This is a genomic window from Lysobacter sp. 5GHs7-4 (assembly GCF_021284765.1).
In the GTDB taxonomy this organism is placed as follows: Bacteria; Pseudomonadota; Gammaproteobacteria; order Xanthomonadales; family Xanthomonadaceae; genus Lysobacter.
The window spans coordinates 3,594,321-3,619,460 of record NZ_CP089924.1 but is presented as its reverse complement, the minus strand read 5'-3'; the positions used below and the strand labels follow the sequence as shown (position 1 = coordinate 3,619,460).

Sequence of the window (25,140 nt, the reverse complement as noted above, 5' to 3'; positions counted from 1 at the left end):
AGCGTGGGTCGCGCCTGGGACGGCGCGCCCCGGCCCGGCGACGCTCGCCGGCGCGGGTATCGGTGGTGCGGAAGGAAGGCCGCCGGAGACGGGGCGGGCCGGGCGGCATTGACCGGGTCGGCGGGCTCCGGATCGGAGCCTGAACGCCCCAAAGCGCGCCACAGCGGCCTTTCAGGCGGCGCCGACGGCCCCGGCCTACCCCTGGGTGCGGCATTTTCCGACACGGCCCTGAGCCACCGGCCGACGGTCAGGGGCCGGCGGGTATACTTAACTATCTATCGCCCGCTTTCGGCGACAACTAAAGAAGGACCCGCATCCTCATGGCACGTGGCATCAATAAGGTCATCCTGGTCGGCAACCTCGGCAACGACCCCGAAACCAAGTACACCCAGGGCGGCATGGCCGTGACCACGCTCAGCCTGGCCACCACCAGCGTCCGCAAGGACAAGGACGGCAACACCCAGGAGCGCACCGAGTGGCACCGGGTCAAGCTGTTCGGCAAGCTCGGCGAGATCGCCGGCGAGTACCTGCGCAAGGGCCGTCAGGTCTATATCGAAGGCTCGATCCGTTACGACAAGTTCACCGGTCAGGACGGCGTCGAGAAGTATTTCACCGACATCGTCGCCGACGACATGCAGATGCTGGGCGGTCCGGGCGGTGAAGGCGGCGGTGGCGGCGGTGGCGGTCGCGAATTCCGCGGCGGTGGTGGTGGCGGCGATCGCGCCCCGCGTCAATCCGGCGGCGGTGGCGGCGGCGGGTACAGCGGCGGTGGCCGTCAGGACTCGGGCCCGCGTCGCGATGCGCCGCCGGCCAAGTCCAACGACTTCGGCAGCGATTTCGCCGACGACGACATCCCGTTCTGATTCGCCGCGCGGCTCGCGCGGTACGCTAGTCGAGATGGCAGGGGCCTGCGGGTTCCCTGCCATTTTTTTTTGCGACGAGGTTCGGCGGTCGGGACGCGCACGGTTCGGGCAGGCGCGCCCTGTGGCTTGCCGCTGCAAGTCGGACGTAGCCAGCTGGCATCGATACGTACCCGGCCGCGTTCCTTGCGCGACCGCGGCGATGCCGATTTATCGTTGCCCGACGCGCTCGATGTAAGCCAGGAACATGTCGGACATGGCATCCGCATACGCCTTGATCTCCGGCGCGGTGCGCGGCGATTCCGAGAACTGCTTACCCACGCTGCTCAGGGTCGTGCCGATCAGGTCGCCGGCCCGCTGACGGGCGGCCCTGGGCGTATGCGGCAGCACTTCGCGCATGAACGCCTGCAATGTGCGTTCACCGTTGGCGCGCGCTTGCTTCGCCTCCGGCGCATCGCGATACAGCGGCGCCGCGTCGTTGAGCGCGACCCGCATCTGCGCTTCGTCGCACTCGGAACGCACGAAGGCGTGGACCAAGGTGCGCAAGCGCTCATGCGGCGGCTTGGCGGTGTCTTTCAGGATCGCGCTGAGCAGGTCGGTGGTCTGCCGCCATTCGTCGCTCTGCAGCCGGAACAGGATGGCCGCCTTGTTGGGGAAGTACTGGTACAGCGAGCCCACGCTGACGCCGGCCCGCTCGGCCACGCGCGCGGTGGTGAAGCGCTGCGCGCCTTCCTTGGCCAAAACCTGAGCAGCCGCTTCCAAAACCGCGCTCACGAGCTGATTCGAGCGTGCCTGTTTGGGCTGTTTTCGCGAGGAAATCCTGGGTGTTTTGCGAGTCGTCATGGGGCGCTCCGCCAATGCGAATACGAAATATGACGAATTATTCGTATTGTGTCGACACGCGATTCACGTACGCGACCCCACCCACTCGAGGCATGCATATGAACACCCTTACCATCGAACCCTTGGCGTCCCTGATCGGCCGCCTCTTCGACGAAGCCGACGCGGCGACCAGCCCCGCCCTGGCCGAAATGCCCGGCGACGAGCGCTTGCGGCTGATGACCAGCAAGACCGAGTACCGGGAGTTTTACGAGCGTGCGAAAGACCTGTGGCTGCCGGTCTCGCGCGAGACGGGCCGTCTGCTCTACCTGCTCGCGCGTTCGTCGTCGGCGCGCACGGTCGTCGAATTCGGCACCTCGTTCGGCATTTCGACGCTGCATCTGGCCGCGGCGGTTCGCGACAACGGTGGCGGCCGCATCATCACCACCGAGTTCGAACCGGCCAAGGTCGTGCGCGCCAGGCAGCACATCGCCGAAGGCGGGCTGCTCGACCTGGTGGAGGTGAGGGCCGGAGACGCGCTGCAGACCCTGGCCTCGGATCTGCCCGAATCGATCGACCTGCTGTTGCTGGACGGCGCCAAATCGCTCTATCCCGAGGTGCTGGCGCTGGTCGAGGGCCGCTTGCGGCCGGGCGCGTTGATCGTGGCCGACAACGCCGACTACAGCCCCGACTACCTCGCGCGGGTGCGCGCGCCGGGATCGGGCTATCTGTCCGTGCCTTTTGCCGACGATGTAGAGCTGTCGATGCGGATCGGCTGAGTCCGGCGTTCGACCCAAGGCCGCGGCAGGATCGTCGTGCCGCGGCCGTTCATTCCTTGGCGTCGTTCGTCGTCGCGGCGCGCTCGCGCCCCGCCACCACGCCCGTCGCCGCGATATCGCCGGTGACATTGCCCAAGGTCGCGAACACGTCCGGAATGGTGTCGACCGCCAGCAGCAGGCCCATCGGTTCCACCGGCAAGCCGGCGGCCTGCACCACCGGCATGTTGGTCGCCATGAAACTGACCTGCCCGGGCAGGCCCACCGAGCCCAGGCTGATCACCACCGCCAACGCGGCGCAACCGGCCAGCTGCGCCGCGCTCAGGTCGACGCCGTAGATCCAGGCCACGAACGCCGTCACGCCGATGTACTGGATCGGGCTGGTCATGCGGAACAGCGAAACCGCCATCGGCAGCACCAGCGAGGCGATCTCCAGGGGATAGCCCAGGCGTACGCGCGCGCTGTCGACCATCGCCGGCAGGGAGGCCAGCGAGGATTGGGTGCTGGCGGCGATGGTCTGCGCCGGCAGCACGCCGGCGGCGAAGCGCCGCAGCGGTGTGCCCGAGGCGGCCGCGACCAGATACAGCATCAAGGTCACCGAGATGTACAACGTGCATTGCAGGGCGATGTAGTAGCCGACCGCGCCCAGCATGCCCACGCCGACATGCGCGCAGACGGCGAACATCAGCGCGAACACGCCCACCGGCGCGATCCACAGCAGCCAGCGCACGATCACGATCATGGTGTCGGCGATGGCCTGAAACAGTTCGACCAGGCGCGCGCGCCGGGCCGGCTCGATACGCGTCAGGGCGAAGCCGAAGAACAGCGCGAACACCACCAGCGGCAGCATCGCGCTGGCCGCGGCGGCGGCGATCACGTTGCTGGGGATCACCGCCGCGAACCAGTCGCCCAAGGCCGGCGGCGTGGTGGCCGGCGCCGAGGTCGCGGTGCGGAACGCATCGACCAGGGCCGCGTCGCGCGGCAGCAGCGACAGCAGCGCCGGCGCGGCGATCGCGGCGAAGGCCGCACCCAGGCTCAGCAGCACGATGAACACCACCATCGCGCGCCGCGCCGTGCGCCCGGAGGCGGCGGCGTCGCTGGCCGAGGTCACGCCGATCACCACCAGCGACACCACCAACGGCACCACCGTCATCTGCAGCGCGTTGAGCCAGAGCTTGCCGATCGGCTGCATCACCGCCGCGGCGCTGTGGGCGGCGTCGGGCGCCAGCGCGACCAGGATCAGGCCGGCAGCGGCGCCCGCGATCAGGGCGAGCAGGACGCGGGTGGTCATCGACATGCGGACGGGACTCTGTGCGTGAAGTGCGGACAGCGTGGATCAGGGCGCCGGCAGATGCCAGTCGCGGCCCAGGCGGCGCAGTTCGGCCTCGGGCAACAGCACGAACACCGGATGCCGCGCTGGGCTCAGCCAGGCCAGCAATTGCTCCATGGCCGGATCGGCCATCGCGGTGCAGCCCGCGGTCGGCTCGCCCGGCGCCTTCCACAGATGGGCGAAGATGCAGCTGCCCGCGCCCGGACGGCGTTGCGGGTTGTGCTCGATCACCAGGCCCAGCCGGTAGCGCTGGTCGCCGCCCGCGTGCAGGTCGCGGCGCATGGGCTCGGTGGAGCCGGCCACCGCGGCCTGGCCGACGGCGCCGGCATCGACGATGCGGTTGTACAGCGGCGATTCGTTGACGTCGATGCAATAGTCGTCCGCGCCCATGGACTGGTAGGGCATGGGCGTGGCCGCGCTGGCCCCGTAGCCGAACGCAGTGCCCAGCGCGAACACGCCGGCCGGCGCGCGGCCGTCGCCTTCGCGCTTCTGCGGCCCGTCGTTCTGGTCCGGGTGCAGGCCCAGGCCCCAGGCGCTGCCGTTACGTCCCACGGTCACCGACGTCGCCGTGCCGACCTCGCGCCAGCCGCCGCCGTCGCGCTCGTAGCGGCGCAGGCGGCCCTGGCTCGCATCCCAGCCGTCGGTGGTCACCAGCACCAGCTGGCGCGCATTGCTCCAGGGCACGGCGGCGGTCGGCGGCCGACTGGCGCAGGCGGCCAGGGCGAGCAGGGCGGTGATCAGCAGGGCGGTGCGGAGTGGCGTGCGCATGCGGCCTCGAAATCAGCTGTCGAGCAGATCCTGCATGCGCTCGAGGTTGTGGTCGAGCTGGCGGCGCCGGTGGTCGCTGGCGTCGCACAGCAGTACGAAGATCAGGTCCAGCAGGTGCTGCAGCGCCGACTGGTACAGCAACGGCTCGATATGCCGGCGCTCGTCGTGCGCCGACACCACCAGCGCGGTGTCGGCGTGCGCGCGCAGCGGGTTGGGCGTGTGGCGGGTCACGGTGATGACTTGGCCGACGCGCTCGCGGAAACGTCGGCCGATCTGGCACAGCGCCGGCTGCCGGCCGTGCTCGGAGAACACCAGCAGCACGTCGCCGGCGGCGGCGCTGGAGATGCCGGCCTGCATCAGCATCGCATCGACGTAATGCACGGTGACGATGCCCAGCATCGACAGCCGCGTCGCGAACGCGCGCGCCGGAATGCCGTCCTCGCCCAGGCCGATGATGTAGACCTTGCCCGCGCGTTCGATGGTGGCGGCGATCGCGTCGATGCGGTCGGCCGGATTGATCAGCCGCGTTTCGGCTTCGGCCAGGGCCTTGAGATGCCACAGGTCTTCGGCCAGCGCGGTGTGCGGATCGTCGGCGCCGGCCGCGGTGGGCGCATGGTCCTCGCCATTGCCGTTGCCGCGCGCGACCGCCTCGCCGATCGAGTACTTGAGGTCGGGATAGCCCTTGAAACCGAGCTTCTGGCTGAACTTGACCACGCTGGACTGGCTGATGCCCAGCGCATTGGCCAACTGCTGCGACGAGTAGTCGCGCAGCAGGTGGGCGTTGTCGAGCAGGAAATCGGCGATGCGGCGCTCGATCGCCGACATGCGGTCGCGCTCGGCGCGGATTTTCAACAACGGCGACATGGGCGGGGCGGTCCTGGGCTCAGCCGGGCAGGGGTTCGAGGCCGCGGATCTCGCGGATCCCCAGGCCGGGCGCGTCGGTGATCGAGATCTCCGACTCGTTGAAGTTGACGCCGCCGTCGACCGGATCGAACGCGCACAGCGACGGCCCGTCCAGGTCGACCTTGGTGATCACGCTGGCCTTGGCCACCGCCACGTGCACGGCCGCGGCCACGCTGATGCTGGTCTCTATCATGCAGCCGATCATGCACTCGACCCCGTACAGCGAGGCGATGTCGGCGATGCGGATGGCGTTGGAAATGCCGCCGGTCTTCATCAGTTTGATGTTGATGATGTCGGCGGCGCGCATGCGGATCAGATCGATGACCTCGGTGGGGCCGAACACGCTCTCGTCGGCCATGATCGGAGTATGCACGCGCTCGGTCACGTACTTCATGCCGTCCAGGTCCTGGGCCTTGACCGGCTGCTCGACCAGCTCCAGGCGCACCCCGGCGTCCTCCAGCTGCTGGATCGCGTACACCGCCTGCTTGGCGGTCCAGCCCTGATTGGCGTCCAGGCGCAGCAGGGCGCGGCCCTCGACCGCGGCGTAGATGGCCTTGACCCGTTCGATGTCGACGCCGATGTCCTTGCCGACCTTGATCTTCAGCGATTCGAAGCCGCGTTCGACCGCGCTCATCGAGTCGGCCACCATCTTGTCGATGTAGTCCACGCTGATGGTGATGTCGGTGGTGATGACCGGGTCGCCGCCGCCCAGCATCTTGTACAGCGGCGCGCCATAGAGTTGCCCCCACAGGTCGTAGAGGGCGATCTCGACCGCGGCCTTGGCGCTGGTGTTCTTCTCCAGCGCGCCCTGCACCAGCTGGGTCAGGCGGTTGAGGTCGGCGATGTCCTCGCCGATCAGGCGCGGGGCGATGAACTTGCGTACCGCCTCGATGATGGAGCCGTGGGTGTCGCCGGTGATCACCGCGGTGGCCGCGGCCTCGCCGTAGCCGACGTTGCCGCTGTCGGTGTGCACGGACACGACGATGTCCTCGACCGTGTCGACGGTGCGCAGCGCGGTCTTGAACGGCGTCTTCAACGGAACGCGCAGCATGCCGAACCGGATATCGGTGATTTTCATGGAGGTCCGATGGCTAGAAGGGAAGGGCGCTCAGGGGCGGATGCGTTGGATGTTGGTGATGCGGTCGACGTAGCTGTGGGCCTCGTCGAACAGCAGCGGCGTCAGCGGCGACACCGAGACCGCGTTGAGGTGGGCGCGCGTCATGCGGCCCTGGGCGTCGCGGTAGCTGATGCCCAGGGTGTCGTGGATCACGTAGGGCTCGCCGTCGCGTTCGCCTATGACCATCATCACGTGGCCGGGGATGTAGATCAGGTCGCCGACCTGCAGCTCGCGCACTACTTTCATGCGCGCCGCGCGGTCGTCCTGTTCGCCAAAAGCGATGCGATTCAGCGCCGGGCTCACCGCCTGATCGCGCGTGTTGCGCGGCAGTTGCACGCCGAAGCTGCGGTACACGTCCGACACGAAGCCGCTGCAGTCGCGCGCGTTGTAGGAGTGGCCCCAGCCGTAGCGCTCGCCGAGGAACTTGAAGCTCTGGCGCAGCAGGTTGGCCTTGGTCAGCGGCAGATAGGCCGGCGCGGTGTCCTGGGTCTTGGGCAACAGCGCCGGTGCGAAGCTCAGGCGGCCGTCGTCGCCGCGCATCGGCAGTTCGACCACGTTCGCGGTGTAGGGGTGCTGGCCGTTGACCGGACGGTCCGCCGGCCAGTCGCTCAGCAGGGGCACGCGCACGCCCATGTCCAGCTGCAGCTGCGACAGGCGCGGTTGTTCCGGCGTGTACACGGTGCGTGCGGTGGCGCCGGTGACGATCAGTTGCGGCGTGCGCCGGCCGTAGCCGAACACCGCCGCGGCGTCGCCCTCGGCGACGTAGCGTTTCTCGACCCACGCCGTGTAGGCCGGGCTGACCACGAACCACCATTGACGGTCGCGGCTTTCGTGCGCGATCACGACCGGGTCGCCGGGAAACAGGCCGCTCTCCTGGAAACGGTCGATGTCGTGGTCGTCGGGCGAGTTGAACACGCGCAGCCGGGTCGGGAATGCGCGCAGGTCGGCGCGCTGCACGATCAGGCCGTAGCGCAGCGGCTGTTGCGCCGGTATCGCGTCCAGATCCAGCGTGGTCGGCAAGGCGTCCAGCACGCTGGCCGCGATGGCTTGGCCGCGCTCGTCGTACAGCGCCTGGGCGGGACGTTCGGACACCGAGGCTATCCACTCGCGGACCTGTTCGCGCGTGGCCGTCTTCGGCAGCGCTTCCAGATCGTGCACCGAGGGGTCGAGTTCGCGCAGCTTGAGGTTCTGCGCCGCGATCGCGGCGCCGTTCAACACCACGCGATCCGCGCGCGCCTGCCGGTCGATCCAGTAATCCGCATTCAATTGGCGTTCCTCCACGCCGATCACGCCATGGGCGGGGATGGGAAACGCGGCGGGCGGCGCCGCCGCCAGCGGCTGCGACGCCGCGGCGAGCAGGGCGGCCGCGGTAAGCAGGAGGTGGAGCGCGCGCATCGGATCAGACTCCCGTGGGCGAAAGGCCGGACAGCACGCCGGCCATGAACAGTCCGATGCCGGTGCCCAGCACCAGGCCCAGCATCGCCAACAACACCGCCGCCGGCACCAACGCGCGCGAGTAGGTCGCCGCCAACACCGGCGCGGTCGCCATGCCGCCGATCTGCGCCAGCGAGGAAATCCCGCACAGGTACAGATCGAAACGGAACAGCCGCGCGGCCAGCGCGAACAGGCCCACGTGCAGCACCAGCACGGTGAAGCCCACCAGCACGAACAGCGGCGCGGCCGACATGCCGGCGAAGTTGCTCTGCGATGCCAGCACCGCGACCAGGCAGGCCAGCAAGGCGCCGGCCAGCGGCGCCGGCACCGGCGAAGCCGCCAGCGGCGTGCGCGCCAGCACCAAACCAACGACGGTCGCGATCAGCACCGTCCAGGCGGTGACGGTGAGAAAGCCCTGCGCCGGCAGCCAGGCCGCCAAGGCCATCGCGCCGTTGCCGACCAGCAGGGCGACGCCCAGCCACAGCAGCACACCGCCGGCGCTGGATTCGCCGCCGGCCTGCGGCGCAGCGGCGACGGGCAGGGCGCGTTCGTCGGCGCGGGTCCAGCGATTGAACGCGGGCGCGAAGCGTACCGCCGAGAACAACAGCACCACCCACACCGAATAGCACAGCGCGTCGGCCAGCAGCACCGGCGGCAACAGCGCGTCGGGCAGGCCGATCGATTGCTGCACCGCGACCAGGTTGGCCGAACCGCCGGTCCAGGTCGCGCTGAGCGCGGCCAGCATCTTCCAGCCGTCGGCGGGCAGCGCGTTGCGGTAGATCAGGTAGGCCAGCACGATCGCGGCGAGGATGCTGGCCATCGCGCAGGCGAACACCGCCAGCATGCGCGGGCCCAGGGCGAGGATCGCGCGCAGGTCGCAGCCGACCATCAGCAGGAACAGCAGGGCGGGCAGCAGTTGCGTGGTGAGCTGACGCTGCGCGTTGGCGATCTCGGGCGTGGCGCGCCACAGGCCGCCCACCGCCAGCGCGGTGACGAACAGATAGGTCAGCACGATCGGCGGCAGCACCGAGAACAGGCGCCAGCGGTAGCGCCGCTCCAGCGACGGGAACAGGCCGGCCGCCAGCAACACCACCGCCAGATAAGGCCAGACCGTTTCGATCATCGCGTCCCCTCGTGGGCGCCGCTCGCGTCGCGACCGGCTCAGTGGGAATACATACTTCACAAACGGAATTTGTCAAGAATAAATTATTGACCAGCCCGTCCGGCCATGTTACACAGCCGTGACTGGGTCCTTAGAGGGTCGGCTGCGACGTGGAACGTTCGGTGCTTGCGCTCGATTCGACGACGCCCGCGGCCCGTGCCCCGCGCAGAGCTGTGCCAGCGTTGTGCCTGGCTGCTTTGTTGTTTGTGCCGGCTGCGGCCGTGGCCGGTTACGACCGCGGTCCCGCCCCGATCGTGGCGCTGATCGACGCCGGACGCTTTCGCGAAGCCGCGGATGCTATCGATGCCGCATTGAAGCAGCCGGCCCTGAGCGGAGAGGCGCGCGCGGCGTTGGAGTTCCAGCGCGAGCGCATGCGCCGCATCCGTCTGGACTTCCCGCTCAGCGAGGCCGACGCCCGCAGCAAGCTCGCCGAACTGGTGCCGGACTTGCGCGACGAGGATTTCGCCGCCTGGAAGCGCGCCAACGTGCTCGAACATCTGGATATCGACGGCCAGTCGCGTTACTTCACGCGCGCCGTGTCCAACCTGTTCCTGCTCGATCCCGCGGCCGACGCGCGCCGTCGTCCGCAGCGCACGCCCAACAGCGGCCCGATGGAAAGCGCCAACGCCTATCACGACGAAGCCTTGCGCGAAGCGCGCGCCACCGGCAAGAGCAGCGTCGCCCCGCGCCGCGTGCGCGTGACCCAGTCCATCGTGGTCGATGCCGACGCCGTACCCAGCGGCGAAACCGTGCGCGCGTGGATCCCGTACCCGCGCCTGCGGCCCGGCCAGCAGGAAGATCTCGTGCTCCTGCGCAGTGCGCCCGCCGCGCACCGGGTCGCACCCGAATCCACCTTGCAGCGTACGGTCTATCTGGAGCAGGTCGCAAAGGCGGGCCAGCCGACCACGTTCTCGATCGACTACGAACTCACCGTCTACGGCCAGGTGCACCGCCTCGATCCGGAGAAAGTCCAGGCGCTGGGCGAGCGGCCGGAGCTGGCGCCCTACCTGGGCGAGCGAGCGCCGCACATCGTCTACACGCAGGCCCTGCGCCGCTACTCGCGCGACGTCGTCGGCGACGAGACCAACCCCGCACGCATCGCGCAGAAACTTTTTACGGCCGTCGACCGCATCCCCTGGGCCGGCGCGCGCGAGTACTCCACGCTGTCCAACATCAGCGATTACGCGCTGCACGCCGGCCACGCCGATTGCGGCCAGCAGACGCTGCTGCTGATGGCCTTGCTGCGTTTGAACGGCATCCCCGCGCGCTGGCAGTCGGGCATGGTTTATTCCGACGGCGCCTACGACAACCTGCACGACTGGGGCTGGCTGTACCTGGCGCCCTACGGCTGGGTGCCGATGGACGTGACCACCGGACGCTTCGCGGGCGCCAAGGATCCGGGCGTGGAGTGGTTCTATTTCGGCGGACTCGATGCCTACCGCATCGCGTTCAACGACGACTACGGGACCGAGCTGGTCCCGGCCAAACGGCACTTCCGTTCGGAAACCGTGGATTCGCAACGCGGCGAAGTGGAGTGGGCAGGGGGCAACCTCTACTTCGACCAGTGGGACTACCGATTCAACGCACAGGTACTGCCGCTGTCCGGCGACAAGCCGTAGCGGCAGCTCACTCGGCCATGCTCTAGGGGAAAGGGAAACATGCGCGCAACAACGATGAGGAAGACCGCGCTCTGCATCGCGATGGGGCTTTGCTTCGGCACGATGGCCATGAGCGCGTCGGCGGCCAATAACGACGGTTCGCTGGCCGGCCGCACCACGCCCGGCGCCGATGTCACGATCCGCAGCCCGGACACCGGCTTCACCCGCACCATCAAGGCCGACGAACAGGGCAACTACCGCTTCCCGTTCCTGCCGGTGGGCCGCTACACGCTGCAGACCACGAGCGACGGCGCGGCCAGCGAGCCGACGCCGGTCACGGTCTCGCTGGGCACCACCACCAACGTCAACGTCGGCGCCCAGGCGGCGACGGATTTGGCCGCGGTGCAGGTGGTGGGGACGCGAGGGATCAGTCCGGTGGATGTGTCTTCGACGGAGATCGCGACCAATATCACCCGTGAGCAGATCGACGTGCTGCCGGTCGAGCGTGACGTGGTGTCGGTGGCGCTGCTGGCCCCGGGCGTGGTCAAGGGCAAAGGTTCCCTGGGCGGGCAGGGGCTGTCTTTCGGCGGCTCGTCGGTGGCGGAGAACACCGTCTACATCAACGGTCTCAACGTCACCGACTTCTACAACCGGGTCGGGTTCTCGTCGGTACCTTTCAATTTCTACAAGGAATTCCAGGTCAAGACCGGCGGCTACTCGGTCGAGTTCGGTCGCAGCACCGGCGGCGTGATCAACGCCGTGACGCGCTCGGGAGGCAACGAGTTCCGCGCAGGCGTTGAGCTGAACTTCGAGCCGCGAGCCTGGCAGTCTTCGTCCAAGAACCGTTTTGGGATCGACGGCGAGCGTTACCTGGCCGCCAGCGAGGACGACTACAGCCGCACCACGCTCAATGCGTTTGCCTCCGGTGCCCTGATCAAGGATCGTTTGTTCTTCTTCGGCATGTACGAGGCGCGCGACTATACGCCTCGCAACACTAACGATGCGGGCACCTTCTACAACACGGGCAAGGCTGACGATCCGTTCTGGGGCGGGAAGCTGGACTGGCAGATCAACGACGATCATTTGTTGTCAGTATTCGGGTTTTCGGACAAGAGCCGGACCACAACAGACGTCTACGAATACGTGTTCGAGACCCGTAGCCGCGGAGATCGAACGAACCAGATATACAACGACAGCGGCGGCACCAACTGGGCGGCTTCGTACTCAGGCTATCTGAGCGATAGCTTCTCGATGAAGCTGCTCTACGGCGAGAATGAACGCGAGCGCGCGCAGAGCAGTCTCAACGACATCACCTGCAATCGAGTGTTCGAGAACCGCTCGCTGGCGCAGGGAGTTCCCGTCAATATGCAAGGAGATCGCGGCTGCACATCCAGCTCTTTGATCGAGAACGCGATTGACAATCGTAAAGCCGCGCGCGCGGATTTCGAGTGGCAGATCGGGGATCATCGGCTGCGATTCGGCATGGATCGCGAGGAAAACACTTCCGACTATCAGCGCTACTACCCCGGGCCCAGTGGCTACAGGTACGACGTGTATTACCGGAATCCAGGCACATCGCTGAACGGCGGAGTGGTCCCGGCCAGCGGGCTGGTGGTCCGCACGCGCCGACTTGAAGTGGATGGAAGCTTTGAAACTCTTAACACAGCCTACTACCTCGAGGACAACTGGTCCGTCACCCCCAACCTTCTGTTGAACCTCGGCGTGCGCCTGGAGGCGTTCGACAACAAAGGCGCCGACGGAGGGAGCTACATCAAGATCGACGACATGCTCGCCCCCCGCTTCGGCTTCTCATGGGATATGAAGGGCGACGGCACCACCAAGCTGTTCGGCAATGTCGGCCGCTACTTCCTGCCCGTGGCCAATGTCATCAATATCAAGCAGGCAGGCGGATTTCTCGACGAGCGCACTTGGTACGAATTCCTTGGCTATGGAGCGGGTCCGGGGAATATTCCGATTTTGGGTGGTCAGATCGGGCCGGTGGATAACTCACAGGGCGACGGTACGGTGCCGGACCTAAAGGCCGAAGTGAATCGTGATATGGAGCCGGTCTATCAGGATGAGGCCATTCTTGGCTTTCAACAGATGCTCGGAGACCATTGGTCATGGGGCGTCACCGGTACCTATCGCAAGTTGCACGATGCGATCGATGACATGAACATCACGGCGACTGGGCGCTGCGGGCCGATTGATGGCGTTTGGATCATGGGCAACCCCGGTAGGGTCAATACGGTGTGGGGCGACACCGATTGCGACGGCAGCAATGACGGCTGGATCGATATCGACACCTCGCGCGAGGGCTGGGCGATGTACGACAGCCTGGGTAATTACCTGGGACAGAGAGGCTGGGTGAAGCCGCGTCGTACTTACAAAGCTGTGGAGTTGCAACTGGATCGCGCTTGGGACGGGAAATGGGCGTTCAACGCGTCTTACACCTATTCCAAGAACGAAGGCAATGCAGAGGGGCCGGTGAACTCGGATACGGATTTTGCCGATAGTGGGCGCACCGAGAATTTCGACAATCCGTGGGTCAATTACAACGGGTTTGGATACCTGGCGAACGATAGGCGACACCAGCTGAAGCTGCGTGGCGCCTATGCCGTCGGCGATCATTGGCTATTCGGTGCGACGCTCGACGTGAAGTCGGGCTCGCCGATTACCGGCTTCGGTGCGGGAAATCCGTTTGATGAGACCGACTTCCACAGCTACTACATTTGCGTGCAGAACTGCAAAGGAATTTCGTCTCAACGGGTGTACGTACTGTCGCCGCGCGGTGGTTACGGACGCACCGATTGGACCTACGACCTCAGCGCGAGCGTGACTTACCAAGCCAAGATGGGGCGTGCTGACCTCAAAGTTAAGTTCGCGCTATACAACCTCTTCAATCAACAGCGTGAACTGGCAGTCGATCAAGATCTCGAGCCGCAGGACAGCATCGGCACGCCCGGGGAGCGGTTCGGCTTGGGTACCAGCTTCCAGGAACCCAGGCATGCGCAGCTGACGGTCTCGTTGAACTTCTAAGTCCCCTCGCCGGCGGTCCGCGCTCGCGCGTACCGCCGGATCTTTCCCGCGGTCCTCTACGGATCGTTCGGACACCTGATGATCGATACTCCCCCGCGCCTCGACGGCGTCGACCTCCATGCGCTCGCCGCTCAGGTTGGAACGCCGACCTACGTCTATTCGGCCAGCGCGATTCGCGACCGTATCCAGGCCTTGCAGCACGCGCTGAAGGGCCTGGATACCCGAGTCTGCTACGCCGTGAAAGCCAACGCCAACCTCGCCGTGCTGCAGCTGATGGCCGAGCAGGGCGTGGGGGCGGATATCGTTTCCGTGGGCGAGCTGCGCCGCGCCTTGCGCGCCGGCATCCCCGCATCGCGCATCGTGTACTCGGGCGTGGGCAAGACCGCCGACGAGATCGCCGAAGCCATCGGCATGGGCGTGTGGCGCTACAACGTCGAATCCCATGACGAGCTGCGAACTTTGCAGGCGGTGGCTGCGGGGCGGGGCGCCACGGTGCGGGCGTCGGCGCGGATCAACCCGGATGTAGACGCGGGAACGCACGCCAAGATTTCCACCGGCAAATCGGAGAATAAGTTCGGCGTGTCCATCGACGAGGCCAGACACTGGTTCGCCGAGGCCGCGCAGTACCCCAACGTTCGGCTGGACGGCCTGCATGCGCATATCGGCTCGCAGATTCTGAGCATCAAGCCGTTCCGGCTGGCGCTGCAGCGCGTGGCCGCCTTCGCGCGGGAGCTGGCCGGCCAGGGGCGGGAGTTGAACTGCATCGATGTGGGCGGCGGCTTGGGCGTGCGCTATCGGCAGGATCAAGCCCCGCCGCTGACCCCGGACCAGTACGCGGCGATGCTGCGCGAGACCTTCGCCGACTTCCATGGTCGCCTGATTCTGGAACCCGGCCGCTATCTGGTCGCCGAAGCCGGCTGGCTGTTGACGCGCGTGATCCGGGTCAAGCCGGGGCAGCAGCGCGCGTTCCTGGTCGTCGATGCGGCCATGAACGACCTGCTGCGCCCCGCGTTGTACGACGCCTGGCACGACATCGTGCCCTTGCACGGGCGCGACGCGGAGACGGTCGAGTACGACGTGGTCGGCCCGGTCTGCGAGACCGGCGACACCTTCGCGGTGCGCCGGCCGATGCCGGCCTGCCGCGCCGGCGACCTGATCGCGATCGCGGGCGCGGGTGCGTACGGCGCCGCGATGGCGTCGACTTACAACTCGCGCCCCTTGCCTGCCGAGGTGCTGCTGGATCGCGACCGCTACGCGGTAGTGCGGCGCCGTCAGGACTACGATGCGATGATCGCCGACGAATGTCCCGTCCAGGAGTGGTCGACCGCATGAAGCGCATCGGGCTCGCCTTGCTCGCGGCGATCGCCGCCTTGCCTGCATTCGCGCAGACGCCCACGGTGGCGCCGGCGGAGCTGGACGCCATCGTCGACGACGTGGTCGCGCGCTACCGGCTGCCGGGGCTTGCGATCGGCGTGGTCGAGCACGGCCAGGTGGTGTACCGCCGCAGCTTGGGCGAGCGCGTCGCGGGCGGCGGCGAACCCGTTACGCCGCAGACGCTGTTCAAGATCGCCTCCAACAGCAAATCCATGACCACCGCCCTGCTGGCGCGCCTGGTCGATGCCGGCAAGCTGCGCTGGGACGATCCTGTCGTCAAACATTTGCCGCAGTTCCGCATGCACGACGATTGGGTCACACGCCAGATGCAGGTACGCGACCTGCTGATCCACAACAGCGGCCTGCGCGCCGGCGCCGGCGATCTGATGCTGTGGCCGGAGCCGAACTCCTACACCCGCGCCGATGTCATCCACGGCCTGCGCTATCTCAAGCCCGTGCACAGCTTCCGCTCGCGCTACGACTACGACAATCTGATGTACATCGTCGCCGGCGAAGTCGCGGCCGCGGCCGGCGGGGCACCTTACGAAACCCTGCTGCGCCGCGAAGTGTTCGAGCCGTTGGGGCTGGCGCGCTGCCAGATCGGCGAGTGGAGCCGCGACCGCGTCGGCAACGTCGCCCAACCGCATCGGCGCGAGGACGGGCGCAATGTTCCCGTGCGCGAAGACGGCGCCATGATCGCCAATACCACCATGGCCGCGGCCGGCGGCGTGCGCTGCAGCCTGGACGATATGCTGACTTGGGTCGGCACCTGGCTGCAGCCCGACGGCTCCGTCGCGTCCTGGCTGTCGCCCGAGCAGCGCCGCGCGCTGTGGTCGCCGCAGATGCCGATGCCGGTCTCGCAGCGCCAGCGCGACTGGGACGGCAGCCGTTTCAGCGCCTACGGCTACGGCTGGCGATTGGCCGATGTCGACGGCGAGTTCAAGGTCTCGCATACCGGCACCCTGATGGGCATGTACTCGGTGGTGACGATGCTGCCCGAGCGCGAAGTCGGCTTCGTGGTTTTGATCAACGGCGAGGCCGACGAAGCGCGCACGGTGCTGAACCAGGTCCTGGTCAAACGCTACACCGCGCCCGAGCCGCGCCGCGACGTCGCGTACTACGCGCAGGCGCTGCAGCGCGAGCGGGCGGGGACGCCGCCCGCGCAGCGTGCGCCCGACACTTCGGCGCGCGCGCCGGCCAGGGCCGAGGACCTGCGGGCTTGGCTGGGGCGGTACCGCGATCCCTGGTTCGGCGACGTGTCGCTGTGCGACCGGGCCGGGCAGGTGCGTTTTGTCGCGCAGAAGTCGCCGTTGCTGAGCGGCACCGTGCAGCGCGTCGGCGAACGCTGGCTGGTGGACTGGGACGACGCCAGCGTGGATGCCGAGGCCTGGCTGGAGTTCGCGGCACGTCCCGCGCCCGGCGGCGCCGGCTTGCGCATGGCCAAGGTCGATCCCGAAGCCGATTTCAGCTACGACTTTGAGGACTTGGCGTTCGCGCGCACCGCCGCTTGCGATTGAGCACTGCGCAAAAAAACGGCCGGCCGATGCGTCGATCCGGCCGACCGTGGGGTAGTGGGGGAGGCTAGTACGGCGGCCGGCCGCGGTCTGAACGCTCAGGTGTGCTTGGGCTTGTCCGGCGCGGGATTGATTCGGCCACGCGCCTCCAACGCTATCGCGATCAGCGAAAATGCCAGCACCAGCGCCATGAGGACTTTCATGGTGCGGTCGCTGTGCGGCGCCATCAGCACCGGGCCGCTGACCAGCACCCATAGCATCGCGGCGCAGACCAGCAGGGTCAGGGTGGACTCGGCGTGGCGCAGCAGTGGAGACCAGCGGCCGCGGATGGCGACGAAAGCGAGCAGCGGCAGGTACAGAGCGAGCAATCCGAACAGCCAGGGCGCCGGGCCGTGCCGGAACGCGTCGGTGTAGGTCATCGCCTGATATGCGGCCGGTGCCGCACGGCCGCCGAACGCCAAGTCCAGTACGCGCGTGGGCTCCATCAGCGCCCAAAGCCCGCAGGCGATGGCGACCGTGGCCATCGCCATGCCGAGGCGGCCGCCGTGGATGCGATCGGCCGAACGCGGCGTCCATTGCGCGGCCCGCGGCCTGCGCCGGCGCACCCAGCCTGCGATGGCGTAGCTCACCACCAACACGCCAGGCCACCACAGCGAGGGCAGGACGGCGCCGGTCCACCATTGCGCCAGTGCGCGCATCGGGGTCGAGCCGGGGGCGGTGGCCGCTTCCAGCAAGCCCAGGATCCAGATGATCGCCATGCCGAACGCGGTCGCGCGCAGGAACGCGTGCCCGTCGGCGGGATCGATGATGCTCAGCTGCGGGCGGTAGCGCGCGGCCACTTCGTCGGGCCGGCCGAACTGGCGCAGGAAGGCGACGGCCATGTCGGCATCGGCCGCGCGGCCGGCCTCTTCGGCGCGGTCCTGCAGGCCTTCGTCGATCAGGGCGCGCAGCTCGTAGGCGACGTCGTTGCGCTGCCTGCGCGGCAGCCGCGTCGCCACGTCGGCGACATAGGATTCGATCACGTCGTTGGCATTCATGCTTCAGTCCTCCCGCAGCAGTCGATGCATGGCGTCGTTCATCCCCTGCCATGAGTCGGTGAGTTTTACGAGCAACTTGCGGCCGTTCGCGTTGAGCGAGTAATAGCGCCGCGGCGGTCCGTCCTCGGTACGCCATTCGCTTTGCAGCAGGCCCTGGGTTTCCAGGCGGCGCAGCAGGGGATAGAGCGTCCCTTCCTCGATCGGCATGCCTTTTTCGGCCAGCGCCTGGCGCAGCTCGTAGCCGTAACGCGGCGCGCGCAGCTGCGACAGGGTGGCCAGGACGACCACGCCGCGGCGCAGTTCCAGTTCGAGCTTGCCGAAGGCGTCTGTGTCGACCATGTGGCGCACAGTACTGTGCGTTACACAGTAAGTCAAGCGCTACGCTTCGCAGCACCCTCCGGGCCTGGAATACGAAACAAAACCTATCGTTTGAACATGCCTGGGCTGTGCGCTCGCTATCTTTGCCTTGGCGCACACTGCCGGCCATGACTCAGACCACCCAGGTGCCGCCGGCGCATGCGTAGCAAACTGTTCGTGCCCGGAACGCGGCCGGAATTGTTCGCCAAGGCCTTGGCCGGCGACGCCGATGCGCTGTCGTTCGACCTGGAGGACGCGGTCGCGGCCGAGCGCAAAGATGCCGCGCGCGCCGCGGTCGCCGAGTTCGTCGGCTCCGACGCGCTGGCCGCCAGCACCAAGCTGGCGATCGTGCGCGTCAACGCGCCGGATTCGCCCTGGTTCGCGGCCGATCTGGCCGCGATCGCACGCCCGGGCGTGAACCTGATCAATCTGCCGAAAATCGAATCGGCGCCGGCTTTGCTGGCCGCCGTGGCCCAGCTCGAAGCGGCCGAGGCCGGCAACGGCGTCGGCCAGCCGATCGGCCTGCTGGTCAATATCGAAACCCCGCGCGCGCTCGCGGCCGCGGCGCAGATCGCGGCCGCGCATCCGCGCGTGGCCGGTTTGCAGCTGGGCCTAGGCGATCTGTTCGAACCCGAAGGCGTGGACCGGCGCGATCGCGCCAACGTGCACGCGGCGATGTTCGCCTTGCGCATGGCGGCGGCGCAGGCGGGCGTGTTCGCGCTCGACGGCGCCTATGCCGACCTGCAGGACGAGGCGGGGTATCGCGCCGAGGCGGAGATGGCGCGGCGCCTGGGCTTCCTGGGCAAGACCTGCGTGCATCCGCGCCAGATCGCGCTGGCCAACGCGGCCTTCGCCGCGACCGAGGCGGAACTGGAGGCGGCGCGGCGTATCGTCGAGGCGGCGGCGCAGGCGCCCGAGCGCGGTGTATTCGTGGTCGATGGCCGCATGGTCGATCTGCCATTCTTGAAACGCGCACAGGCGCTGCTGGCTGCTAAGGGGCGTCCATGAGCGCGCAGGCGATGCAATGGTCCGATAAGGCTGCGTGGGCACGGATGTCGTGGCGCGCGGTTGTGCTGTGTTTGCTGCTGATCGTGGTCGGTCCGCTGCACGCGGAGGCGCTGACGCCGATGCGCGCGGCGCCGTTGCCTAGCCTGAAGACGCAGTCGCCGCTGATCGGCATCGCGCGCGTGCAGGGGCGCGCGATCGCGCTCACGCAGGACACTGTCTGGTCGCTGGAGGAAGGTGCGCGCGCCTGGTCGCCGCTGGCTTGGCCCGAACAGGCGAAGTCCTCCGACGTCGTGTCGGTGGTGCAGGACGGCGAGCGCGCCTATCTGCTGTTGGGGCAGGGCGCGCAGCGCATGGCGACGCAAGTGGTGCAGCTGAACCTGCGCGACGGCGCGATCGCCCTGCAGCCGCTGGCGTCGTTGCCGGTCGCCTTGCGCGACGCGCGCGGCGCTTTGTCCGCGGAGGCCTTCTATGTGGCCGGCACCGCGGGCGACGGCACGCCGCGCCTGTTGCAATTGCGCTTCGAGGACGAGCGTCCGCATTGGGCGCCATTGACGCCCTGGCCCGGCGGCGGTGCGGCGAGTTCGCTGGTCGCGCAGACCAAGGCGCTGTTCGTGGTGGTGCCGTCCGCCAGCGGCGGCGACCGCGTGCTGCGCTGGTCGGCCGAGCCGGGCTGGACCGAACCCAGCCGCGCGCCCGGTCGCGTCGTGGCCGGCTCCGGCCGCGCCATCGGCCAGGCCCACATCCTATATCTGGTGGAAGAGGCCGCCGCGACCGGCGCCGCCAAGATCGCAACCTACCAGACCATCACCGCGAGCTGGGCGACCCTGCCCGGCGCGCAGGCCGCCCGCAGCATCGCCACGGCGGCTTGGCCCGACGGTCTGATCTGGGCGCAGGCCGGCGCGGACGGTCGCGAGATCGCGTTCGCCAGCGCCCAGGTGCAGTCCAGCAAGCTGCGCCTGCACTGGCTGGACTGGCTGGTGATCGTGGTCTACCTGATCGGCATGATCGGCATCGGCCTGTACTTCTACCTGCGCGAGAAGCGCAGCTCGACCTCCAACTTCTTCGTCGGCGGCCGCACCATTCCGTTCTGGGCCGCCGGCATCAGCCTGTACGCGGCCAACACCAGCTCGATCAGCTTCATCGCGATACCGGCCAAGGCCTTCGAGACCAATTGGCAGTACATGGCCAACAACGTCATCGCGGTGTTCGGCCTGATGTTCGTGGCGGTGTGGATCGTGCCGCTGCTGCGGCGCCTGGACCTGATGTCGGTGTTCTCCTACTTGGAAACCCGTTTCCACCCCTCGATCCGCATGCTCGCCAGCGCGCTGTGCGTGTTCGTGCAGATCGGCAGCCGCATGAGCGTGATCCTGTTCCTGCCCGCGCTGGCGATCGCCACCATCACCGGCATCAGCGTGTTCTGGAGCGTGATCCTGATGGGCGGCTTTACCATCATCTACACGGCGATGGGCGGCATGAAGGCGGTGATCTGGACCGACTTCGTGCAGGTGATCGTGAAGATGGGCGGTGCGGTTTTCGCCATCGGCTTCATGATCTGGAGTCTGCGCGGCGGTTTCGGCGAGTTCTGGTCGGCGGCGATGGCCGAGAACAAGATGCACACCTTCGATTTCAGCTTCGACCTGACCAAAGCCACGGTCTGGGGCTTCATCTTCCTGGTGCTGTTCGAAGTGGTGCTGACCTTCCCCAAGGACCAGGTGCTGATGCAGCGCACCCTGTCGACCAAGTCCGATCGCGAAGCCGGGCGGTCGATCTGGGCATTCGCGGCGATCATGATCCCGGGCGGCATCATCTTCTACACCATCGGCACGGCTCTGTTCGTCTACTACAAGGCCAACCCGGAGCGAATGAACCCGCTGCTGCCCATCGACGCGACCTTCCCGATGTTCATCGCCGCCGAATTGCCGGTGGGCGTGACCGGGCTGATCATCGCCGGCATCTTCGCCGCGGCCATGGCGACCTTGTCGGGCATCATGAACTCGGTCGCGACCCTAATATCGGTCGACTTCTACGAGAAGCTGGCCAAGAACCGCACGCCCAAGCAGAGCGTGTTCTTCGCCGAGATCATGACCGTGGTGGTGGGCCTGGTCGGCATCGCCACCGCGCTGGTGCTGTCGCGCTTCGACATCCATTCGCTGTTCGACGTCTCGATCGAGCTGGCCGGTCTGCTCGGCGGCGGCTTCGCGGGCGCTTACACCCTGGGCATGTTCACCCGGCGCGCCAACTCGCCGGGCGTGGCGATCGGCATAGGCGCCAGCATCGTGCTGACCCTGGTGATCTGGTCATTCGACATGGTGCACCCGTACTTCTATCTGGCGATCTCGATCCTGCTATGCATCGTGATCGGCTACCTCGCCAGCCTGTTCTTCCCGGCGCCGACGCGCTCGCTGGAGGGGCTGACGATCTATCGCAGCAGGACCGAGCCGACCGCGGCCGCCGAAGCCGCGCCGCCCTGAGCGCGCTCGCGCCCGTGCGAGCCCTCGTGTAGCCTGCCGGACAGCAGCAGCGAGCCGACGTGGAAACCCAGTTCCTCCATACCTTCGTAACCGTCGTCGACCAGGGCTCCATGGCCGCTGCGGCGCGCGTGCTGGGCATCACCCCGGCCGCGGTCGCGCAGCAGATCCGCACCCTGGAGCGTGAGATCGGCGCGCCGCTGATCGCGCGCGTGGGCCGCACCGTCAGCGTCACCGAGGAGGGGTCGCGCATCCTGCAGCGCACCCGCGAATTGCTGCGCAACGTCGCCGACCTGCGCAGCGTGGCCAACGAGAGCGGCGTATCGGGCGAGTTGCGCCTGGGCGCCTGTCCGACCGCGCTGGCCGGCATGCTGCCGGACGTGCTGGCGCGCATGGTCGAGACCTTTCCGCAGATCAACGTGTTCATCAAGCCGGGGTACTCGGCCGATCTGTACCACGCGGTGGAGAAGGGCGACCTGGACGCCGCGGTGGTGCTGCAGGCGCCGTTTCCGCTGCCCAAGACCTGCGAATGGCAGCTGCTGCGCGAGGAGCCGCTGATCGTGCTGGCGCCGCAGAGCATGGCCGGCCGCGACCCGCACGAGTTGTTGTCGACCCAGCCGCTGATCCGCTACGACCGTCACCAATGGGGCGGGCGCCAGGCCGACGAATACCTGCGCGCGGCCAACATCGTTCCGCGCGAACGTTTCGAGCTCAACGCGCTCAATGCCATCGCGGTGATGGTCGATCGCGGCCTGGGCGTGTCGCTGGTTCCGGACTGGGCCAAGCCCTGGCCGGAAGGCCTGAAACTGGTGCGCATCGCGCTGCCCGACGCCTCGGCCACGCGCCGCATCGGCATCGTCTGGTCGCGATCCAGCGTGCGCGTGCGTTTGGTGACGGTGTTTCTGCAGGAAAGCCGCAAGGCCATGCAGGCCGCACAGCAGGCCTGAGCGATCGGCCGCGCACTGCCGCGGCCGATCGAATGCTGCGATGCGTCATTTTTCCTGCGCACTCAAGCAACAAAACCTAGTCTCTGAACATAGCCCGCGGCGGTTCTATGCCCGCGGCGAAGCGCATACGCTCGCCTGAAACATCCACCAGCCGGGGCGTCGGGGAGCGCCGCCAGAGCGTAGCGCGCACACCGCGCGGTTCCACCCAGCATCGATCACGCAGCGTGCCGCGACGGCGCGGTGCGCCATCCGAACCCATCACGAGACACGACATGGTCAAGCCACTCAGCGCCGCGATCAGCAGCATCCTGCTGCTCTCCGTCATCTCCGGAAATGCCCGCGCGCAGGATGCCGAAGCGGTTGCCGACAGCGAAACCAAGGACAGCGCCGCGGTCGATCTGGACAACGTGGTCGTCACCGGCACGCGCAGCCCGAAGGCGGTGGACAAGATCCCCGGCGCGATCACCCTGGTGTCGAAGGAAGAAGTGCAGCGCAGCCTGGTGCTGACCGAGGACGCGACCGCCGTGTTGGCGCGCTCGGTGCCCGGCTATGCCGAATCCTCGCAGGCGATGAGCAACACCGGCGAGAACCTGCGCGGCCGCGTCGCGCTGCGTTTGTTCGACGGCGTGCCGCAGGGCTCGCCGCTACGCGAGGGCACCCGCAACGCCACCTTCACCGACATGGGCATCGTCGGCCGCATCGAGGTCATCAACGGCCCCTCGGCCTCCGAGGGCATCGGCGCGGCGGGCGGCATCATCAACTACCTGTCCGCGGCGCCGACCAAGGAAGGCAACGAGGTCACCCTGATCACGCGCTATTCCACCCAGTTCGCCGACGACAGCGACGGCTGGAAGCTGGGCCTGAACTTCGCCCGCAAGGACGGCGATTTCGACATGCTGGCCAGCGCCTCGATCATCGACCGCGGCATCAGCTACGACGCCGACGGGCGCCGGGTCGGCATGAACACCAGCGGCTCGGTGGCCGATTCCGAGGCGCGCAACCTGTTCCTCAAGGCCGGCTACAACTTCGGCACCGACGGCAGCCAGCGCATCGAAGGTTCGGTCAGCCATTTCAAGATCGAGGGCAAGGCCAACTACATCCAGGTGCTGGGCTGCCGTCCGGAAGAATTCGCGATCTGCGGCGAGACCCGCACCAACACCTCCGAGCGCGGGCAGATCTTCGGCTCCAAGGCCGCGTTCAACGATTTCAAGCAGTACCAGCTGACCTACAGCCACTTCGATTTCTTCGGCGGCACGCTGGTGGTCAACGGCTACAAGGCCGATCAGGCCATGCGCTATCTGGTGGAGAATTCCTCCGACCGCCAGGACCCGCTGATCGCGCCGATCGGCACCATCTACGACCAGTCCGAAATCCTCACCGACAAGCAGGGCCTGCGCACCTCGTGGACGCGACCCTCGCTGTTCTCGGTGGAAGGGCTGGAGCTGCGCGCCGGCCTGGACCTGGTGAAGGACACCGCCGAGCAGCGCCTGGCCCTGACCAACCGGGTCTGGGTGCCGCCGATGGAGTACAAGAGCCGGGCGCCGTGGCTGCAGCTGTCCTGGGACGTGGGCCCGCTGACCTTCAGCGGCGGCATCCGCCGCGAGGACGGCGAACTGCACGTGGACGATTACACCACCACCTGGTTCCGCGACCGCCGCTTCGTGCAAGGCGGCACGCTCGACTACCAGGAGAACCTGGTCAATGCCGGCGTGGTCTGGCGCATCAACGAAGGCTTCTCGGTGTTCGGTTCCTACGGCGAGGGCTTCACCCTGGCCAACGTCGGCATCCCGCTGCGCAATATTCAGTGCTCCAACGACAGCCCGGAAGGCACCCAGCCCGACGGCTGCCCGAACGATCCGCAGATCAGCGTCGGCGACCTCCTCGACCTCAACGCGATCGTGGTCGACAACACCGAGTTCGGCTTCACCTGGCGCGGCAGCCGCGGCTCGCTGAGCGGCTCGCACTACGACTCCAAGTCCGACTTCGGCCAGTCGCTGTCGATCGATCCGGCCACCAACGACTTCGTGCTGCTGCGCGCGCCGGTGCGGATCAAGGGGTACGAATTGTCCGGCGACTACCGCTTCTCGGAGAAGTGGAAGGCCAGCGCAGTCTACTCGCACACCCGCGGCAAGACCTCGTTCTGGTCCGCGGATGCGGCCGGCCGCTATCCGGCCGGCGGGCTCAACCGTCCCATGGGCGTGCTGGACATCAATCCCGACAAGTTCGCCTGGTCGGTGACCTGGAACTTCGTGCCGCGCGGCGACATCACCCTGGGCGCGACCACGCTGTTCTCGCGCAAGCTCTCGGGCACCGACGTGCGCGCCTTCGACGGCCAGCGCTTCAGCTTCACCGAGCAGACCCACGGCTACACCTTGGTCGATCTGGGCGTGAACTACGAGACCGAGCGCTGGGGCCGTTTCTCGCTGGGCATCGAGAACCTGCTGGACAAGCAGTACATCCTGAGCTGGTCGCAGCCGCCCGGCGGCTTCCAGAACTACTGGGCCGGCCGTGGCCGCATGGTTTCGCTTACCCACACCATCAAGTTCTGATTCGAAAAAGTGGCGCGTAACTCCCGAACTGCCGCCGCCGGTCCCGTGGCCCGCGGCGGCGCCTTTTTCTTCGCCGTTCG

At 67.5% G+C, this 25,140-nt stretch carries 19 protein-coding genes; 10 read left to right on the top strand and 9 right to left on the bottom strand.

All coding sequences use genetic code 11. From position 1 onward, the window contains the following. The first annotated feature begins 320 nt into the window (after positions 1-320). Positions 321-863: a single-stranded DNA-binding protein gene (ssb, locus tag LVB77_RS16355; protein WP_232907140.1), complete on the top strand. Its 543-nt coding sequence runs from the start codon at positions 321-323 to the stop codon at positions 861-863. 207 nt (positions 864-1,070) lie between these two features. On the opposite strand, the gene LVB77_RS16350 is transcribed toward ssb, so the two are convergent. Next, positions 1,071-1,718, bottom strand: coding sequence for a TetR family transcriptional regulator (locus tag LVB77_RS16350; protein WP_232907139.1), 648 nt, complete (start codon positions 1,716-1,718; stop codon positions 1,071-1,073). Positions 1,719-1,825: 107 nt separating this feature from the next. On the opposite strand from LVB77_RS16350, the gene LVB77_RS16345 reads away from it, so the two are divergent. Further along, positions 1,826-2,458 carry a class I SAM-dependent methyltransferase gene (locus LVB77_RS16345; RefSeq protein ID WP_232907138.1) on the top strand — a complete coding sequence of 211 codons (633 nt, stop codon included), beginning with the start codon at positions 1,826-1,828 and terminating at the stop codon, positions 2,456-2,458. 49 nt (positions 2,459-2,507) lie between these two features. On the opposite strand, the gene LVB77_RS16340 is transcribed toward LVB77_RS16345, so the two are convergent. From LVB77_RS16340 to LVB77_RS16315, 6 genes are read right to left on the bottom strand one after another with little or no spacing between them, the layout of a single operon-like run. Further along, a complete protein-coding gene (locus LVB77_RS16340; protein ID WP_232907137.1) occupies positions 2,508-3,752 on the bottom strand; it encodes a cation:dicarboxylase symporter family transporter in 1,245 nt (414 codons plus the stop codon). A gap of 39 nt (positions 3,753-3,791) precedes the next feature. Continuing rightward, positions 3,792-4,553, bottom strand: coding sequence for a L,D-transpeptidase family protein (locus LVB77_RS16335; protein ID WP_232907136.1), 762 nt, complete (start codon positions 4,551-4,553; stop codon positions 3,792-3,794). A 12-nt stretch (positions 4,554-4,565) separates the two neighbouring features. Continuing rightward, the gene (locus tag LVB77_RS16330) at positions 4,566-5,417 is read right to left on the bottom strand and encodes a MurR/RpiR family transcriptional regulator (RefSeq protein ID WP_232907135.1); all 852 of its coding nucleotides are present in this window, start codon (positions 5,415-5,417) and stop codon (positions 4,566-4,568) included. A gap of 19 nt (positions 5,418-5,436) precedes the next feature. After that, positions 5,437-6,534: a dipeptide epimerase gene (locus LVB77_RS16325; protein ID WP_232907134.1), complete on the bottom strand. Its 1,098-nt coding sequence runs from the start codon at positions 6,532-6,534 to the stop codon at positions 5,437-5,439. A 30-nt stretch (positions 6,535-6,564) separates the two neighbouring features. After that, on the bottom strand, positions 6,565-7,968 hold the full coding sequence (locus LVB77_RS16320) for an SH3 domain-containing protein (protein WP_232907133.1): 1,404 nt from the start codon (positions 7,966-7,968) through the stop codon (positions 6,565-6,567). Between the two features lie 4 nt (positions 7,969-7,972). Continuing rightward, a complete protein-coding gene (locus LVB77_RS16315; protein ID WP_232907132.1) occupies positions 7,973-9,130 on the bottom strand; it encodes a DUF819 family protein in 1,158 nt (385 codons plus the stop codon). A 260-nt stretch (positions 9,131-9,390) separates the two neighbouring features. On the opposite strand from LVB77_RS16315, the gene LVB77_RS16310 reads away from it, so the two are divergent. The 4 genes from LVB77_RS16310 to LVB77_RS16295 all read left to right on the top strand — a co-directional run bounded on the left by LVB77_RS16310 (position 9,391) and on the right by LVB77_RS16295 (position 16,697). Then, on the top strand, positions 9,391-10,788 hold the full coding sequence (locus tag LVB77_RS16310) for a transglutaminase-like domain-containing protein (RefSeq protein ID WP_232907131.1): 1,398 nt from the start codon (positions 9,391-9,393) through the stop codon (positions 10,786-10,788). 39 nt (positions 10,789-10,827) lie between these two features. After that, on the top strand, positions 10,828-13,806 hold the full coding sequence (locus LVB77_RS16305; protein WP_232907130.1) for a TonB-dependent receptor: 2,979 nt from the start codon (positions 10,828-10,830) through the stop codon (positions 13,804-13,806). A 78-nt stretch (positions 13,807-13,884) separates the two neighbouring features. Beyond that, positions 13,885-15,138 (top strand): diaminopimelate decarboxylase, encoded by a 1,254-nt coding sequence (lysA, locus tag LVB77_RS16300; RefSeq protein WP_232907129.1) that lies wholly within the window; start codon positions 13,885-13,887, stop codon positions 15,136-15,138. Next, positions 15,108-16,697 (top strand): serine hydrolase, encoded by a 1,590-nt coding sequence (locus LVB77_RS16295; RefSeq protein WP_232907128.1) that lies wholly within the window; start codon positions 15,108-15,110, stop codon positions 16,695-16,697. Before lysA ends, LVB77_RS16295 begins: the two co-directional genes overlap by 31 nt. Before the next feature lie 95 nt (positions 16,698-16,792). On the opposite strand, the gene LVB77_RS16290 is transcribed toward LVB77_RS16295, so the two are convergent. Further along, the gene (locus LVB77_RS16290; RefSeq protein WP_232907127.1) at positions 16,793-17,731 is read right to left on the bottom strand and encodes a hypothetical protein; all 939 of its coding nucleotides are present in this window, start codon (positions 17,729-17,731) and stop codon (positions 16,793-16,795) included. A 3-nt stretch (positions 17,732-17,734) separates the two neighbouring features. Further along, entirely contained in the window at positions 17,735-18,070 is a 336-nt protein-coding gene (locus LVB77_RS16285; RefSeq protein WP_232907126.1) for a helix-turn-helix transcriptional regulator, read from the bottom strand. 177 nt (positions 18,071-18,247) lie between these two features. Here LVB77_RS16285 and LVB77_RS16280 point away from each other — a divergent pair, with 177 nt between their 5' ends. The 4 genes from LVB77_RS16280 (at position 18,248) to LVB77_RS16265 (ending at position 25,060) form a co-directional block, all read left to right on the top strand. Next, a complete protein-coding gene (locus LVB77_RS16280; RefSeq protein ID WP_232907125.1) occupies positions 18,248-19,096 on the top strand; it encodes a CoA ester lyase in 849 nt (282 codons plus the stop codon). 62 nt (positions 19,097-19,158) lie between these two features. Beyond that, positions 19,159-21,567 carry a sodium:solute symporter gene (locus LVB77_RS16275; protein ID WP_232907124.1) on the top strand — a complete coding sequence of 803 codons (2,409 nt, stop codon included), beginning with the start codon at positions 19,159-19,161 and terminating at the stop codon, positions 21,565-21,567. 59 nt (positions 21,568-21,626) lie between these two features. Further along, positions 21,627-22,511 (top strand): LysR family transcriptional regulator, encoded by an 885-nt coding sequence (locus LVB77_RS16270; RefSeq protein ID WP_232907123.1) that lies wholly within the window; start codon positions 21,627-21,629, stop codon positions 22,509-22,511. Between the two features lie 272 nt (positions 22,512-22,783). Beyond that, positions 22,784-25,060, top strand: coding sequence for a TonB-dependent receptor (locus LVB77_RS16265; RefSeq protein ID WP_232907122.1), 2,277 nt, complete (start codon positions 22,784-22,786; stop codon positions 25,058-25,060). Positions 25,061-25,140 lie beyond the last annotated feature (80 nt).